Source organism: Modestobacter sp. VKM Ac-2984, from assembly GCF_026967985.1.
Classification (GTDB): Bacteria; Actinomycetota; Actinomycetes; order Mycobacteriales; family Geodermatophilaceae; genus Modestobacter.
In genome coordinates, this window is record NZ_JAPVBJ010000007.1 from 24,380 (window position 1) to 39,509 (window position 15,130).

Annotated in this window: 16 protein-coding genes and 2 tRNA genes; 7 read left to right on the plus strand and 11 right to left on the minus strand. The window is 74.1% G+C overall.

The features are described from left to right. Nucleotides 1-70: 70 nt before the first annotated feature. Nucleotides 71-820 carry a 3'(2'),5'-bisphosphate nucleotidase CysQ gene (locus O2W16_RS14765; RefSeq protein ID WP_269159571.1) on the plus strand — a complete coding sequence of 250 codons (750 nt, stop codon included), beginning with the start codon at nt 71-73 and terminating at the stop codon, nt 818-820. A gap of 64 nt (nt 821-884) precedes the next feature. Further along, on the plus strand, nt 885-1,772 hold the full coding sequence (locus O2W16_RS14770; protein WP_269159572.1) for a hypothetical protein: 888 nt from the start codon (nt 885-887) through the stop codon (nt 1,770-1,772). Between the two features lie 3 nt (nt 1,773-1,775). On the opposite strand, the gene cysC is transcribed toward O2W16_RS14770, so the two are convergent. From cysC to O2W16_RS14795, 5 genes are all read right to left on the minus strand, one after another. After that, nucleotides 1,776-2,804: an adenylyl-sulfate kinase gene (gene cysC / locus O2W16_RS14775; protein WP_269159573.1), complete on the minus strand. Its 1,029-nt coding sequence runs from the start codon at nt 2,802-2,804 to the stop codon at nt 1,776-1,778. A 56-nt stretch (nt 2,805-2,860) separates the two neighbouring features. Continuing rightward, on the minus strand, nt 2,861-3,040 hold the full coding sequence (locus tag O2W16_RS14780) for a hypothetical protein (protein ID WP_269159574.1): 180 nt from the start codon (nt 3,038-3,040) through the stop codon (nt 2,861-2,863). A gap of 176 nt (nt 3,041-3,216) precedes the next feature. Beyond that, the gene (locus O2W16_RS14785; protein WP_269159575.1) at nt 3,217-3,360 is read right to left on the minus strand and encodes a hypothetical protein; all 144 of its coding nucleotides are present in this window, start codon (nt 3,358-3,360) and stop codon (nt 3,217-3,219) included. 101 nt (nt 3,361-3,461) lie between these two features. Further along, nucleotides 3,462-4,514 carry a PHP domain-containing protein gene (locus O2W16_RS14790; protein WP_269159576.1) on the minus strand — a complete coding sequence of 351 codons (1,053 nt, stop codon included), beginning with the start codon at nt 4,512-4,514 and terminating at the stop codon, nt 3,462-3,464. 9 nt (nt 4,515-4,523) lie between these two features. Next, nucleotides 4,524-5,072 (minus strand): DoxX family protein, encoded by a 549-nt coding sequence (locus O2W16_RS14795; RefSeq protein WP_269159577.1) that lies wholly within the window; start codon nt 5,070-5,072, stop codon nt 4,524-4,526. Between the two features lie 466 nt (nt 5,073-5,538). Here O2W16_RS14795 and O2W16_RS14800 point away from each other — a divergent pair, with 466 nt between their 5' ends. Next, nucleotides 5,539-6,210, plus strand: coding sequence for a hypothetical protein (locus O2W16_RS14800; protein WP_269159578.1), 672 nt, complete (start codon nt 5,539-5,541; stop codon nt 6,208-6,210). On the opposite strand, the gene O2W16_RS14805 is transcribed toward O2W16_RS14800, so the two are convergent. The 4 genes from O2W16_RS14805 to O2W16_RS14820 all read right to left on the minus strand — a co-directional run bounded on the left by O2W16_RS14805 (nt 6,191) and on the right by O2W16_RS14820 (nt 9,108). Next, the gene (locus tag O2W16_RS14805; RefSeq protein ID WP_269159579.1) at nt 6,191-6,727 is read right to left on the minus strand and encodes a hypothetical protein; all 537 of its coding nucleotides are present in this window, start codon (nt 6,725-6,727) and stop codon (nt 6,191-6,193) included. The two genes, O2W16_RS14800 and O2W16_RS14805, sit on opposite strands and share 20 nt — an antisense overlap. Nucleotides 6,728-7,091: 364 nt before the next feature. Then, entirely contained in the window at nt 7,092-7,628 is a 537-nt protein-coding gene (locus tag O2W16_RS14810; RefSeq protein ID WP_269159580.1) for a DUF6318 family protein, read from the minus strand. 390 nt (nt 7,629-8,018) lie between these two features. Further along, the gene (locus O2W16_RS14815) at nt 8,019-8,564 is read right to left on the minus strand and encodes a phosphatase PAP2 family protein (protein ID WP_269159581.1); all 546 of its coding nucleotides are present in this window, start codon (nt 8,562-8,564) and stop codon (nt 8,019-8,021) included. A 13-nt stretch (nt 8,565-8,577) separates the two neighbouring features. After that, nucleotides 8,578-9,108 carry a CGNR zinc finger domain-containing protein gene (locus O2W16_RS14820; protein WP_269159582.1) on the minus strand — a complete coding sequence of 177 codons (531 nt, stop codon included), beginning with the start codon at nt 9,106-9,108 and terminating at the stop codon, nt 8,578-8,580. A 105-nt stretch (nt 9,109-9,213) separates the two neighbouring features. On the opposite strand from O2W16_RS14820, the gene O2W16_RS14825 reads away from it, so the two are divergent. The 3 genes from O2W16_RS14825 to O2W16_RS14835 all read left to right on the plus strand — a co-directional run bounded on the left by O2W16_RS14825 (nt 9,214) and on the right by O2W16_RS14835 (nt 10,695). Next, nucleotides 9,214-10,422 carry an MFS transporter gene (locus O2W16_RS14825; RefSeq protein WP_269159583.1) on the plus strand — a complete coding sequence of 403 codons (1,209 nt, stop codon included), beginning with the start codon at nt 9,214-9,216 and terminating at the stop codon, nt 10,420-10,422. A gap of 88 nt (nt 10,423-10,510) precedes the next feature. Next, nucleotides 10,511-10,599, plus strand: a tRNA-Ser gene (locus tag O2W16_RS14830). 23 nt (nt 10,600-10,622) lie between these two features. Beyond that, a tRNA-Arg gene (locus O2W16_RS14835) sits at nt 10,623-10,695 on the plus strand. Between the two features lie 71 nt (nt 10,696-10,766). Here the strand turns inward: O2W16_RS14835 and O2W16_RS14840 are convergent. Continuing rightward, nucleotides 10,767-11,435 (minus strand): biliverdin-producing heme oxygenase, encoded by a 669-nt coding sequence (locus O2W16_RS14840; protein ID WP_269159584.1) that lies wholly within the window; start codon nt 11,433-11,435, stop codon nt 10,767-10,769. A gap of 161 nt (nt 11,436-11,596) precedes the next feature. Next, nucleotides 11,597-12,016, minus strand: a complete 420-nt coding sequence (locus tag O2W16_RS14845) for a PaaI family thioesterase (RefSeq protein ID WP_269159585.1) — start codon at nt 12,014-12,016, stop codon at nt 11,597-11,599. A 279-nt stretch (nt 12,017-12,295) separates the two neighbouring features. On the opposite strand from O2W16_RS14845, the gene O2W16_RS14850 reads away from it, so the two are divergent. Continuing rightward, complete coding sequence (locus tag O2W16_RS14850; protein WP_269159586.1) at nt 12,296-14,995, plus strand: penicillin-binding protein; 2,700 nt, start codon at nt 12,296-12,298, stop codon at nt 14,993-14,995. The last annotated feature ends 135 nt before the right edge of the window (nt 14,996-15,130 follow it).

Consider the following 15,130-nt stretch of genomic DNA (forward strand, 5'->3'; position numbering starts at 1 on the left):
CCCGCCGCGGCGGCGCGGGAGCGGGGGGCCGGAGGATGGGCCCCCACCCCCGCCCGGACGGAGACCGACGTTGACCGGCACCGATCACGACCTCGCCCGCACGCTGGCCACCCAGGCCGGCGAGCTGCTGCTCACCGTGCGCGGGCGGGACTTCGCCGACGCCGCGGCGCGCAAGGCCGCCGGCGACGGGGAGTCCCACCGCTGGCTGGCCGAGCAGCTCGCTGCGCTGCGCCCCGGGGACGCAGTCCTGTCCGAGGAGGGCGCCGACGACGCCCGCCGGCTCACCGCCGACCGGGTCTGGATCGTCGACCCCCTCGACGGCACCCGGGAGTTCTCCGAACTGGAGCGCAGTGACTGGGCGGTGCACGTCGCGCTCTGGGAGCGGGGCGACCTGGTCGCCGGGGCCGTCGCCCTGCCGGCCGAGGGCACCACCCTGAGCACGTCCGCCGTCGACCCGCCGCCGGCCCGCCCGGAGGGCCCGCTGCGCCTGGCGGTGAGCCGCAGCCGCCCGCCGGCCCTGGTCGCCGACCTCGTCGCACAGCTCGCGGCCGAGCCGGTGGCCATGGGGTCGGCCGGGGTCAAGGCGATGTCCGTCGTCCGCGGGGCCACCGACGCCTACGTGCACGGCGGCGGCCAGTACGAGTGGGACTCCGCCGCACCGGTCGCGGTGGCCCGGGCCGCCGGGCTGCACGCCAGCCGGCTCGATGGCTCCCCGCTGCGCTACAACCGGCCCGACCCCTACCTGCCCGACCTGCTCATCTGCCGACCGGAGTTCGCCGACCAGCTGCTGGCCGCCCTGGCGGCGGACGCCCGGGGCTGAACCTCTCGGAATCGGCAGCCCCGACCCGGTCAAGCACCGGTGCGGAGCTGCCGATCACGAGGACATGCCGTGGTGGGGGTGGGTGCTCGTCGGGTGGACGACGCTCGCGATCGTCGTCGCCGTGCCCCTGGGCATGGCCCTGCGGATCGCCGAGCTGCGTTCGCGGGGGCAGACCGGCCCGCTGCTGACCGGCCTCCGCTCCGCCCGGACCCGCCCGCGGCGACGCCGGCTCCCCGTGCCGCCGCTGTCCGCCGCGCTCATCGGCGTCGGGCTCAGCCTGCAGGCCGTCGGCCTCGGGCTGCGGATCGCCGGCAACGACCGGGGCGCCGCCCGCTACCTGTCCATGGACGCCCCGCTGTCGATCCCGCGGATGTGGGTCACCGCCCTGCTCGCCACGGCCGCCGTGGCCGCCTTCGTCGGCGCCGCCCGCGCCACCGAGCGCCGGCCGTGGTGGCTGGGCGTCGGTGTCGTCGCGGCCCTGGTCGCCCAGGTCAAGGGCGGCGGGACCGTGCACGTCGAGGCGCTGCGGACCGCCGGTCTGGCCGGCCGGCCGGTGCTGGCCACCGCCGTCAGCGCCGGCATCGCCGCCGTGACCCTCGCGGTGCTCTGGTGGCTCAGCCGCACCGAGCGGCGCGACCGCCGGCGGGTGATGACCGCCTTCGGCATCTACGCCGGGGCCGCCGTCGTCCTGTCCGGCGTCTCCTCCGTCGTCGGGTCGGCGTCCGGTGGGTTCCCGTGGGCCGCCGTCGCGACGTTCGTCGAGGAGAGCGGCGAGGTCGTCGGCGCGGTGGCCGTGCTCACCGCCGTCCTCGTCGGGGTCGCACCCCGGCTCGTACTCCCGGCCGACTGGGCGCTGCGCCGCCGCGCCGACGCCGAGACGGTCGACGCCCCCGGTCAGCTGCCGGCCTGGCGCACCGGCCCCGAGCGACTGCCCGGCTGGCCCGGCTCCTGACCGTCAGTCCGCGACGAGGTGCTCCAGCACCCGCCGGGCGCTCTCCTCGGGGGTCAGGTCGCGGGTGTCGATGGTCAGCTCCGCGTCCGTCGGCTCCTCGTAGGGGTCGCTGATCCCGGTGAAGCCGGTGATCTCCCCGCGCCGCGCCTTGGCGTACAGCCCCTTGCGGTCGCGCGCCTCGCACTCGGCCAGCGGGGTCGCCACGTGCACCAGCACGAACGAGCCCGGCCCGGCCTGCTCCTCCACCAGCCGGCGGGCGTCGGCACGGGTGGCGGCGTAGGGCGCGATCGGTGCGCACACCGCCAGCCCGCCGTGCTTGGCGATCTGCGCGGCCACCCAGCCGATCCGGCGCACGTTGGTGTCCCGGTCGGCCTGGGAGAAGCCGAGCCCGGCCGACAGGTGGGTGCGCACCACGTCGCCGTCCAGCAGCGTCACCGTCCGGCCGGCCTCCAGCAGCAGCTCCACCAGGCGCCCGGCGATCGTCGACTTCCCGGCACCGGAGAGCCCGGTGAACATGACCACCCGGCCACCGGTGCGCAGCGGCGCCGGGTCGATCCGGTCGCTCAGCAGCTGCGCGCCGTAGGCGGCGGCGACCTCGGCCCAGCCGGCCTCCGGTGCCGCGGCGGTCACCGGCACGGGGACGACGACGAGCTCACGGCCCTCGGCCCACGGCGCCCAGGCCGCCGCGGCCAGCGACAGCGCGGCCGAATCGGGCGAGGTGCCGGCCGCCGGGATCAGCACCAGCAGCCGGTCGGGCAGGTCGGTGCCCTCGGCGGGAGGTCCGCCGACCCAGGCCCGCGGCGTTGGCCAGCCCCGCTGCGCCAGCTCCGCACGGACGGCGGAGGGAGCCCGCCAGCGCGGGATCTCCCGGACGGCCAGCCCACGGTCGTCCCGGGTGGCGACCAGCACGCCCTCGGCGTCCTCCAGCTCGGCGGCCGGGGGCACGGCGGGCGCGCCGACCACGAGGTCGAAGCCGTACCGCGCGAGCGCGGCGAGCTCGGTGTCGGTCAGTCGGGCCCGCGTCTGTGCCATGGCAGGGAGTCTGGCAAGCGCCGGGTCACCGGGCCTGACCCGGCCGGGTGCGGACGTCACATGCCGGGACGGACGACCCCGCAGCGGCAGGCGTAGAGGGAGGCGCCGCTGAACGGGTCGTCCCCGGCGCGGCGGTAGTGGTGCAGGTGCGCCGACGACGGCCGCGTGCGGGCCGGGCGGAGCACCGAACGCAGCCCAACGGCAGAGGTGGGCGGCGGCGATGCGAGGAAGCGCACGGGCCGAGTGTGGAGCCCGTCGGCCCGCCGCGGAAGAGCCCGGGCACCAACAGCAGATGAACTGCATCACCCGGACGAGGTGGCCCGGACGGGTGGTCGACGGGCGGGTGGTCACCGAGCGTGGTCGGCGCCCACCGCCGCTGCGCCCGGTCGGCCGGACGCAGCGGCGGTCGAGGTCAGCGGGGCGCAGGCTCGACCGGGTCGCGCGGGGTGCGCTCATCGGCAGCCCGCCGAGCGGCGAAGTCCGACTGCAGGGCGTCGGCGAGCGCGAGGGCGGAGTCGGCGGGACCAGCGACCGGAGCGTGTGCAGTACGCGTCATGGCAGAAAGCTAGGACGCGGCTGTGGTGCGGGGACGGCGACACACGGTCGGCGTCCGTTGCGAGTTCGTGACGGCGTGCCCGCCCTGTCACACCGGAACGCTCAGCCCCGGTGCGTGCGCGCGAGCAGCTCCTCCGCTGAGCCGGTGTTGATCACCCGGTCGGCCGGTACGCCGCACTCGACCGCCCGGGCGCAACCGGCGTCCTGCCAGTCCAGCTGGCCGGGGGCATGGGCGTCGGTGTCGATGGCGAAGTCGCAGCCCAGCTCCACGGCCTGGCTGAGCAGCCGCCGGGGCGGGTCGAGGCGCTCGGGGCGGGAGTTGATCTCCACCGCCGTCCCGTGCTCGACGCAGGCGCGGAAGACGGCGTCGGCGTCGAACTCGCTCTCCGGCCGGGGGCGCTGGGTGCCGTTGCGCTGCTTGCGGCCGATGACCAGCCGCCCGGTGACGTGCCCGAGGACGTCGGTGTGCGGGTTGGCGACCGCGGCCAGCATCCGCTCGGTCATCTGGGCGCGGGGCGCACGCAGCTCGGAGTGCACGCTGGCGACGACGACGTCCAGCCGGCCCAGCAGTTCGTCGGTCTGGTCCAGGGAGCCGTCGGCGAGGATGTCGCACTCGATGCCGGTGAGGATGCGGAAGGGTGCCAGCTCCTCGTTGAGCGCGGCGACCACGTCCAGCTGCTGCTCCAGCCGTTCGGGGGTGAGCCCGTTGGCGACGGTGAGCCGCGGGGAGTGGTCGGTGAGGGCGAGGTACTCGTGGCCGATGCCGATCGCGGCCTCGGCCATGTCCCGGATGGGGCTGCCGCCGTCGGACCAGTCGGAGTGGGCGTGCAGGTCGCCCTTGAGCGCGGCCCGCAGCGCGGCGGCGTCGTCGGCCAGCGGGGTCAGCTCGGCGTGTGCCTCCTCGAGCTTGGCCAGGTAGGCCGGCAGCTCGCCCCGGTGCGCCTCGACGACGACCGCCGCGGTCTTGTCGCCGATGCCCTTGAGGTCGGTGAGCGTCTTCGTCGCGATCCGGCGGTCGAGTTCCGCGTCGTCCAGGGCGGCGACGACGGTGGCCGCCGTCCGGAAGGCCTGCACCCGGTAGGACGGCTCGCGGGCGCGTTCCAGGAGGAAGGCGATCCTCCGGAGCGCGCCCGCGGGTGTCAGTGCCGTGCTCATGCGGTCAGCTCAGTGCGTGAGCTTCTTCGCCTGCTTGGTGGCCCGCTTCTGCGCCTTGGCGGCCCGCTTGGAGGCCTTCGTGTAGCTGGCCTCGGCCGCCGCGGCGGCGACACCGGCGGTGCGCTTGGCGCGCCAGCCCACCGACGGCTTGCCCTCGGTGTCGACGGCGGCGATGAGCAGGCCGCCCATGATGCCGACGTTCTTGATGAAGTTGCTGGTCTGCCCGAAGCGCTCCTTGGGGTCCTCGTGCTCCCAGAAGCGGTGGCCGGCCAGCGTGGTGGGCACCAGCGAGGTGGCCAGCGCGAGGGCGGAGAAGCGCGGGAACCGGCCGAGGGCCAGCAGCGAGCCGGCGCCCACGTGCACGCCGGCGTTGATCTTGACCCACTGCTCGACGTCGCGAGGGACCTCGACGGGGAGCTGCTTGTCAGCGATCTCGGTGATCTGTTCGACGATCGGTGCTGCACCGGGCACGCGCGACTGCGGGTTCCGGAGGGTGTTGATCCCCCCGTAGATGAACGTGGCGGCGAGCATCGGCCGGGCGATCCGGCGGACCAACATCTGTGACCTCTTCCCATCGGTGACGTCAGCGGTGCGGTGCCCTGGTCGAGACCTGGGCAACCGCTGCATCGGAACCGTAGTGAGAAGTGGCGATCACCGCCGGGCGAGCGACCCCCTGCGGGAGGGGGTCGGAGGTCAGCGGCTGGGCAGCGGGCTGCGCGCGCCCAGGACGTCGGCGACCGTCAGGTCGGCGGGCAGGCCCACCAGGTGGTCGGTGAACGGGGCACGCTCATCGGCCATGCGGACGCACCCGCCGATGACGAGTGCGACGACTCCGGACACGGCGGCCCACGACAGGGCGACGACAGCGACGATCACAGGTACTTCGTACTGCGCACAGGCCGTGGTCAGGCCGGTGTCCGCAGGGCAGAACCTGACCAAGCTGGGTGATCGTCGTTGGGGGATCGCGCACGGGCGGTGCCTGTCGGTCGCCCGGACGGGACGGGTGGGTCGGGAGGATGACGCTGTGACGGGTGAGGTGTCGGGAGCGCAGCCGGCACCGTCGGCCGCACTCCCTCGCTCGGCCCGCTGGGTGCTGGCGCCGGCGGGGATCGGCGTGCTGCTGTTCGCCGTCGGGCTGCTGGTCGAGGTGCGCTGTGCGGTCGACCGGTGCCTGGACGGCGGGTGGTCCCGGTTCTTCGCGTTGGACGCTCCGGGCGCGCTGCCCCGGCTGTTCACGGCCGCGGTGTTCCTCGCGGTCGGCGTGACCGCCGCGCCCGCCGTCGCCAGGTCGGCGGGGCGGGCGCGGTGGTGGTGGGCGGTGGTCCTGGGCGTCGGCGTCGTGCTCGGGACGGCGAAGGGGGCCAGCGCCTCCTCGGCGGCGGAGCAGAGCGGCGGCAGGTACACCACGTTGGTCGTGGGCGTGCTGCTGTCGGCGGTCGGCCTGCCGCTGCTGTGGCGGGCCGGACAGCGCTGGGCGGTGCGCGGGGCGACCCCGGTGACTCTGGCGTTGACCGGTTGCGCGGTCGCGGTGCTGGGGCTGGACCAGGTGACGGCGCTGGTCAGGTGGGTGTCGGGCTCACCGGTGGCCCTGGCGGTGGCGACCTGCCTGGAGGAGGGCGGGGAGGCGGTGGCCGCACTGCTGCTCCTGGCTGCGACGTGGGCCTGGCGACCCGACGTCAGTCGTAGGGGTTGGTGAGCACCGAGCGGGCCTGCCGGACGGTGAAGGTGGTCGGTGCGCCGTCGGTGGTCGTGGTCCCGGGGACGTCGGCGCTGACCCCACCGTCGACCGAGTAGGTCGCGCCCCAGGTGGTGGTGAGAGAGGCCGTGTAGGTGCCCGAGGAGTACTCGTGGGTGATGGTCTGGTCGGGGTACGCGGCGCCCGGATCGGTGGTGGTCAGGGTGGTCCCGTCGCCGGTGCGCCAGGTGTAGCTGATCGCGTTGGCGGTGATCAGGACGTCGAACCCGCGGATGTCGACCGTGAACGTCTGGGTCGTCGGGCTGTCGGTGAAGAAGATGACCGGCAGGCCGACCAGGGCCTCGCCCGGTGGCTGCTGGCGGGTGGTCAGCTGGGGGAGCGGGAGGGTCTGGAAGTAGCGGAAGACCTCCGCCGCCGACGGCGGCGGATTCAGGTCCGTGACATCGACACACCCAGCGAACTGAGTGGCCCACTGGCCGTATGGGTTGCCGGGCGAAACTCCTTCCGGAGGCGGCACCCCATCGACTGGCTGTCCGTCTGACCTAACGAGGCGCTGTGACTGAACGACGTAAAAGTCCACAACCCTATCTGGCGACTGTTCGCACGTCTGAGCGCTGGGCTGGCAGGCGCCCAGCTCCACGTCAGTCACTTGGCATTCTGTTCGAAGGCGCCATCGTTTCTCCGGGGCCTCAGAAAGAGCATTGCTTGCGTAGGCGGTAGTGTCGCGAACTTCGAAGAAGGATGCAGTGAGTGCTCCTTCGCCGACTCCGACAGCCGGTTCGTCTCCACAGGACAGTCGGCAGGACGGTGCGGCCGCTGTAGGTGTAAAGATAGCCAAGGCTGCCATACCCAGTACCGCGACAAGGCTGATGCGTCGCATGTCAGCCGAACGAGATCGACGACACGACCCAGTGGTCGGCGTCCCAAACGGTCGATAGACCGGCAGGTAGGGAACTCAACTGCGGTGATTCCAAATCTTCGATCGGCCGACCATCGCTATCTAGGACTGAGAGAGGCGCCTGGTCGACTACGAACGCCACCTCTCCGCCCTCGGGCGTCAGCACCGCGGGGCCAATCGAAGTGATACTGAGTGCGCCTCCCCGGTAGGCGCGGCCTGCGGCACGGTCCTTATCGGCGTCGGCGGCTATGCGGTCGCACGTCCCGCAGTTTCGGCTGAGTTCTCTGAGGTGTGCTGCATCGAGATCGTTGCCAAGGTGGTTGATTAGGGAGATGTAGTAGGCAGCAAACTCCTCGACTCCCCTAGGTGTCTGTTCGCGGGCTTCCTCGGGCATGGGGAGATCAGGTGGGCCGAGGGGTGGGAGCGCCTCACTGGTCTCGCTCGACGACGGGGCCGCCTCGGGCAGGGTCTCGTTCGCCGTCTCCCCGCGGGAGCAGCCGCCGAGCACGGCGATCGCCACGGCCGCTGCCACAGCTGCCCGAACCGGCCGCATGCGTCGTCCTCCTGCTCCACCCGACTGAGGTCGTGAGGAGAGTACGCAGGTCAGCGGCTCGCCGCGTCGCCCGAAAGGTCGAACTGTGGACGCTCGTGCTCTGGTGCAGCAGTGCAGCCAGAGCACTAGCACCGCCAGGTGCAGTACGCGGTCCGTCGGTCGGCGCGCCGTAGGGGGCCTCGGCCCCGGACTCTCGGTCGCGCCACCCTGGCCACCTGTCCCGGTTCCGGTGGTGACCTGATCCGCCCCTCCATGGCGTGGGGCGCCCCCCGCGCTCGGGGCGGCGCGCGTGGACGGTGGACGTCGAGTACCCGGTCTCGCTGGTGGAGGCAGCCGGGCCGCGGCCGTGGGCGCCGGCTACGTGCTGGCCGGCTCCTCCCGGCGCACGCGCCTCCAGCGCTGACCGGCCAGTGCGACCCCCCAGCCGAACGCCATCCCGGCGACCACGTCCCCCGGGTAGTGCACGCCGACGTGCACCCGGGACCACCCCACTCCGAGCGCCAGCGGCGCGATCAACGCTCCGGTCACCGGGCTCTCCAGCGCGACCCCCGTCGTGAAGGCCGCCGCGGACGCCGAGTGCCCGCTCGGGAAGGACGACGAGTGCGGTGCCCGCCGCAGGGCCCGTTCGACCTGCACGGTCGCCGGCTCCGGCCGGACCCGGCGGAACACCCGCTTGACGACGGCGTTCACCAGCACGCTCGACACGGCCGTCGACCCCAGCCCGCGCAACGCGGCCCGGCGCAGCTGGCCAGGCTGCAGTGCGAGGACGACGCCAATCAACGCCCAGAGCTTGCCGTGGTCCGCTGTGACCGTCAGCCGGCGCAGCCACCGGTCGGCCGGCGTCGTCGGCAGTCGGCCGATGCGCTCGAACAGCGTCGCGTCCCAGTGGCGGGGATGGAGCACCCGGCGTCGTCCCTCAGGTGCGCTGGCGGGCGCGGTACGCGGCGACCGTGGAGCGGCTCGCGCACGTGTTCGAGCAGTACCGCCGGCTGGCGTTGCGGGAGGTGTCGACGTAGACGTGCCCGCAGCCCTCGGCCGAGCAGACGCCCAGGCGCTGCCAGCCGTGTTGCACGACGACCTGGGACAGGCCCATCGCCACGGTCGTGGTCAGCTGCTCGACCACGCCGGCGTCGGGGCGGGCGTAGTGCAGGTGCAGCTCGCCGTCGTGGTCGGTGGCGTACGGCTTCGGCGAGGCCAGCGCCAGCAGGCCGTTCAGCCGCGCCATCACCTCCGGTTCGCTGTCGGCCTCGGCGACGTCGCGCACCAGCGACGACGTCTGCCCGACCGCGGTGGCCTCAGTGGGCCCCAGCTCCAGCGCCGTCCCGGTGGTGAACCACTCCTGGTGGGCGACGAGGAACACCTGCACCCAGTCCGGGGCGTCGCGGTCGGCGTTGGCCAGGTCGATGGCCAGTTCGACGGCGTTCGACCCGTAGGTGTCGTAGTCCATTTGACTCCCTACTCGTTGGTCCATAGCCTTCGGCGCCTGTAGGGGTTCAACAGCTTCTGACCACCTACAGATTCCCTTCTCGCACGTCTCGAAGTGAGCTCAGTCATGCGTTCGTACCTCGCCGTGTGGCGGCTGCCGTCCGCCCCGGTGCTCCTGTTCGCCGGGTTCGCCGGACGACTGCCCTCCTCCATGGTGCCGCTCGCGCTGCTGCTCATGGTGCAGGAGCAGACCGGCTCCTATGCGATCGCCGGCAGCGTCGCGGCCACGTACGGCGTCGCCATCGCGGTGATGGCCCCGGTGCTGGGCAGGCTGGCCGACCGGCGCAGTCCTCGCCAGGTGCTCCTCGTCCAGTCGGCGGCCTACCCGCTGCTGCTGGCGCTCATGGGCGCCGCTGTCCTGGGTGGCGCATCGCTGCCCTGGGTCTTCGCGGCCGCGGCCGCCGTCGGGGCCAGCACCCCGCTCGTCTCCGGCACGGTCCGGGCGCTCTGGTCGCGGGTCGATGCCCGCGTCCGCCCCACGGCCTACGCGCTGGACGCGACCGCCACCGAACTGGTGTTCGTCGCCGGCCCCACGCTGGTCGCGGCGCTGACGTTCCTGACCCGGCCGGCGGTGGCCCTCGGCGTGGCCGGTGTGCTGGGCGTCCTCGGCGCGCTGGGGGTCGCCACGAGCGCACCGATGCGCGCCTGGCGTCCGGTGGTGCCGGAGCGCCGCCCATTGCTGTCGACCGTGACCGCGCCGGGCATGCCGCGCATCCTGCTGAGCGGCACCGCACTGATGTTCGGCGTCGGCGGGCTCGAGGTGGCGGTGCCGGCGTTCGCCGACGACGCCGGCTCGCCCGGCATGTCCGGCCTGCTGCTCGCCGTCTGGGCGCTGGGCTCGGCCGGGGGTGGCCTCTGGTTCGGCGCCCGCGTGGTCAGCGCCTCGCTGCCCCGCCAGTACCGCTGGTGCCTGCTGGGCGTGACGATCGGCCTCGCGCCGCTGGCGGCCATCTCCGACCCGTGGGTGCTGGGCGCCCTGCTCTTCCTGGGCGGGACGGCGATCGCGCCGACCCTCACCGTGCAGAGCTCGCTCGTCGGGTCGATCGCACCGGCGTCGGCGGTCACCGAGGCGTTCACCTGGCTGTCGACCGTGACCTTCGGGGCGTCGGCGATCGGCGCGGCGGTCGGCGGTGCGCTGATCGAGACCTCGGCCGGCGTGGCCGGCGCGCTGGTGATGGCCACCGGTGCCGCGGCGCTGGCCGTGGCGGTCACCCTCGTGCCCGGGCGGCGTCCTGACCTGCCGGTCGTCCCTCAGCGGGACGTCGTCCCGGCCTGAGCGACGGCGGCTCCCGACCCCGGTTGGGAGCCGCCCACACGCGCTGGTAACCTTTCCCCTCGGTGGTTCCGGGGCAACCCGGTCCCCGGGAGGCTTCGCCTAGTCCGGTCTATGGCGCCGCACTGCTAATGCGGTTTGGGTTCATCCCCATCCCGGGTTCAAATCCCGGAGCCTCCGCGCGACAACTGAACACGCACCACGCGCCCGTAGCTCAACGGATAGAGCATCTGACTACGGATCAGAAGGTTAGGGGTTCGAGTCCCTTCGGGCGCACGTCTGGTTGAGACAGCACCACGGCCCCGCACTCCTGGCGAGTGCGGGGCCGCAGTGTGTTCTGGGGTGTTTCAGGCCGGGGTGGCTCCGCCGTGCCGCGCGCCCAGGTCGGCGAAGACGTCGGCGTTGAGCCGGAAGGCCAGCGACACCTCGGCGATCACCCGCTCCTGCTCCGCCGCACTCCACGGTGCGGCGTCGAGCGCGGCCCGGTAGTCGTCCTTGAACGGCTTGGGCTTGGGGATCTGGTCGAACACGTAGAACTGCAGCCCGTCCTGCTCCAGGTCGAAGGTGCGGCCGACCAGCCGGCGGATGATCTGCCCGCCGGACAGGTCGCCGAGGTAGCGCAGGTAGTGGTGGGCCACCAGCCCGGCCGGCCAGTCGAAGGCCACCTCCCGCAACCGGGCCACGTACCGCTCGGTGGCCGGCAGGATCGCCAGCTCGCGCCGCCACTGCGGCCCCAGCAGGAAGGCGAGGTCCGCCTCCAGCGCGGGCAGCCGGACCAGCCCCGGGTGCAGGAACGGGCGCACCTCCGGGGAGTCGGCCTGGGCCTCGGCCGCCTCCTCCAGCACGGCGTAGACCGCGTGGCTCTGGCCGAGGAGGTCGGCGTAGGCGGTGCGGGGCAGCTCACCGGCGAGCAGTGCGGTGACGAACCCCGAGCCCTCCGCCGCGGTGTGGTCGGCCTGGGTCGCCTCCTTGAGCCGGGCGGCGAACCCGGGGGTGGCGGCGAGCGTGCGGGTCATCGGTGGGTCCCTCTGGTCGTCATCACGGGCGTGGAGCCGGCGGGGGAGTGATGGGGGCCTGGTCGGTGCGCGTCCGTCGGCGTCGACGTGGCCTCCACCATGCCGCGCCGACCGCCAGGAACACCAGCACGGACGTCGTCCGGCTGGCCGTGCGGCCCGGTTCAGCGGGGGCGCAGCACCGTCTTGGTCACCTGGCCGGCGGCGACCAGCACCCCGTCGACGCTCGCATCGGCACGCAGGAACGCCACCGACCGGCCCAGCCGCAGCAGCGTGCCGGTCAGCCGTACCTCTGCGCCCGGCTGCACCGCGCGCAGCAGCGAGCTCGTCGCGTCGTGCGTCACCGCGTTCTCACCCGGGCCGAGGTGGGGGAGCAGGTGCACGTAGGCGGCGACGTCCAGCAGGGCGGCCACCAGCCCGCCGTGCAGGACCCCGCCGTTGTTCAGGGCGGGGGGTCCGACCGGCAGCACCAGGCCGGCCGCGGGGTCGGCCGGGTCGGCCAGTCGCAGGCCGAGCCAGGCGTGCAGCGGGACGTCGAGCACGCCCTGGACCCGTTCGGTCAGCAGCTCCTGCGCAGCGGTCACCCGAGCGACCGTACGGCCCGGTTCCGGCGCTCCGCTCCGTGTGGGCGGCGGCATGACGAAGATGACGATCGCATTGAGATGTGCTCAGGGCGTGCATGGACCGGGGATCCGGGAGCACGGTGGAGAGCAACCCACCGTGGCCGGCGGGCAGGAGCCGGCTGCGCACGTCAGGAAGAGGTGCAGGTCATCGCCGGAGCAGGACGGCCCCCCGGTGGCCAGCCCTGGCTGTTGCCCGCTGCGGAACCGGTCTCCACCCGGTCGCGCGGCCGCACTGTCCTCATGCTCCGCCTGGTGGTCGCCCTCGTGCTCGCCGGCGGGCTGGTCGCCGGGGTCGTCGCGCCCTGGATCGGCGGGGCCAGCGCGCTGGCCCAGCGGGGAGCCGACCTCGTCCGTCCCCTCGAGACCGCCGCCGTCGACACCCGGCTGCCCGGCAACACGCGCGTCCTCGCCGCGGACGGCTCGCTGATCACCGAGTTCTACACGCACAACCGGCGCCCCCTCACCGGCGAGCAGATCGCCCCGGTGATGAAGGACGCGCTGATCGCCATCGAGGACGCCCGGTTCCGTGACCACCCGGGCGTGGACTCCCGTGGGCTGCTGCGTGCCCTGGCGCGCAACATCGCCGCCGGCGAGGTCGCCGAGGGCGGCTCGACGATCACCCAGCAGCTGGTCAAGCAGTTGCGGCTGCAGACCGCCGAGGACGCCGACGGGCGGGCCGCCGCCACGGCCGACACGGTCGGGCGCAAGCTGCGGGAGGCGCAGATCGCCCTGGCGGTGGAGGAGCAGTACTCCAAGGAGGAGATCCTCACCCGCTACCTGAACACCGTCTACTTCGGGAACGGCGCCTACGGGGTCGCCGCCGCCGCGCAGCGCTACTTCGCCACCACCGCCGACCAGCTGACCCCCGCCCAGGCCGCGATGCTGGCCGGGCTGGTCCGCAGCCCGGCCTACTACGACCCGGTGACCGCGCCGGAGCCGACGAAGCAGCGCCGGGACCTCGTGCTGCGCCGGATGGCCGAGGTCGGCCTGCTCGACCAGGCCGCCGCGGACGCCGCCCGGGCCGAGCCGCTCGGCGTCGTCGACGGGGGCAGCGCCCCCAACGGGTGCACCGAGGCGACCATCGGCGGCTTCTTCTGCGGCCACCTGCTGAAGGTGCTCGCCGAGCAGTACGGCCTGACCACCGAGCAGCTGCAGGCCGGTGGGCTGACCGTGCAGACCACGCTGGACCCGGCGCTGCAGCGAGCCGGGGACGCCGCCGTGGTGCAGACCCTGGCACCGGAGGACCCGCGCGCCGCCGTCTACGTGAACGTCGAGCCCGGCACCGGCCGGGTGCTGGCCATGTCGGTCAACCGCCGGTACGGGCTCGACCCGGCCGACCCCGCGCAGACCACGTTCGACCTCCCGGCCGCCGCCGGTCAGGGCGCCGGCTCGACGTACAAGGTGTTCACCGCCGCGGCCGCGCTGGAGCAGGGCTTCGGGCTGGACTTCGAGCTGTCGACGCCGGACCCCTACGTCTCCAGCGTCTACCGCGACGGGGACGGTCCCTACGACGTCGAGAACGCCGGCAACTACCCGCGCCGGCTGGACATGGAGCAGGCCCTCTACCGCTCCTCCAACACCTACTTCCTCGCCCTCGAGGACGCCCTGGGCAGCGTCGAGGCGCCGGTCCGGGTCGCCCAGCGGCTGGGGTTGTCCAGCCTCGACCCGATCGCCGACCAGATCGTCGCGGAGAACCGTGGCTCGTTCACCTTCGGCGCCGAGCCGACCAGCCCGCTGGCCCTGGCCAACGCCTACGCCACCCTCGCCGCCCGGGGCACGCACTGCGAGCCGCGGCTGGTCGAGGCCGTTCTCGACCGGTCCGGCGAGCCGCTGACCGGGCCGGACGGCCAGCCGCTGGTCGGTGCGCCGCAGTGCACCCCGGAGGTCATCGCGCCGGGGATCGCCGACACGCTCAACCACGCGCTGCGCAAGGACGTCGAGCCGGGCCACCCGGGGCAGACCGGTCGCCGGGCCTTCGTCCCCGGCCACCAGATCGCCGGCAAGACGGGGACCAGCCAGGGCAACTACTCGGTCACCTTCGTCGGCTACACCCCGCAGTTCGCGGCGAGCGTGATGGTCTACGACCCGGTCCGCAACCAGGACGTCGGCGGGTTCGGTGGCGGCAAGGCGGCCACCATCTGGCACGACGCGCTGGCGCCGGTGCTCACCGGCCGGCCGGTCGCGGCCTTCCCGCCGCCGGACCCGCAGTACGTGCGCAGCGAGCGCGCCACCGTGCCGGGCGGGTGCGTGGGCGCCTGGGCGGACGGGTGCAGCGGGCTGCTGGCCGAGCGCGGCCTGGAGGTCGTCCGGGTGGTCGTGGACGGCGCCCGGCCCGCCGGCCGGGTGGTGGGGCTGACCCCGTCGGGCGGCCGGTCCGTCCCGCCGGGTGGCCAGGTCAGGATGTTCGTCAGCAACGGGGCCGACTACGCGCCGCCCCCGCCGCCGCCACCGGTGCGCACGCCCGCACCCCGCCCCGAGCCGACGCCGGAGCCGGCTCCCGCACCCGTGCCCAGCCCGGCACCGGAGCCGAGCCCTGAGCCCGCCCCGGAGCCGGTTCCCGCGCCGGAGCCGACGCCTGTGCCGGAGCCGACCCCGGTGCCGGAGCCGACCCCCGTGCCGGAGCCGACCCCCGGGCCCGAGCCCACCCCGGTGCCGGAGCCGACCCCCGGGCCCGAGCCAACTCCTGGACCGGACCAGACCCCTGCGCCGGAGCCTGTTCCCGAGCCGACCCCGGACCCTGCTCCGGTGCCTGAGCCGGAACCCGCTCCCGAGCCGGCACCTCAGCCGGAGCCCGCACCGGCCCCTCAGCCGGAGCCCGCACCGGAGCCGGCACCTCAGCCGGAACCCGCACCTCAGCCGGAGCCCGCTCCGGAGCCCGCCCCCCAGTCGGAGCCGGCACCTCAGCCGGAGCCCGCACCGGAACCGGCGCCTCAGCCCTGACCTGCGCACCAGTCGGAGCCGGGCCGGCCGGCTGACGGCGGAGCGACGTGTGGTGGGCGGGAGGCCGGTCCTGACGGTCTGGCCGCGTTGGTCGGTCTCTCCAGCAGTGGAGAGCCAGTAGTAGCCGGCTCTCCC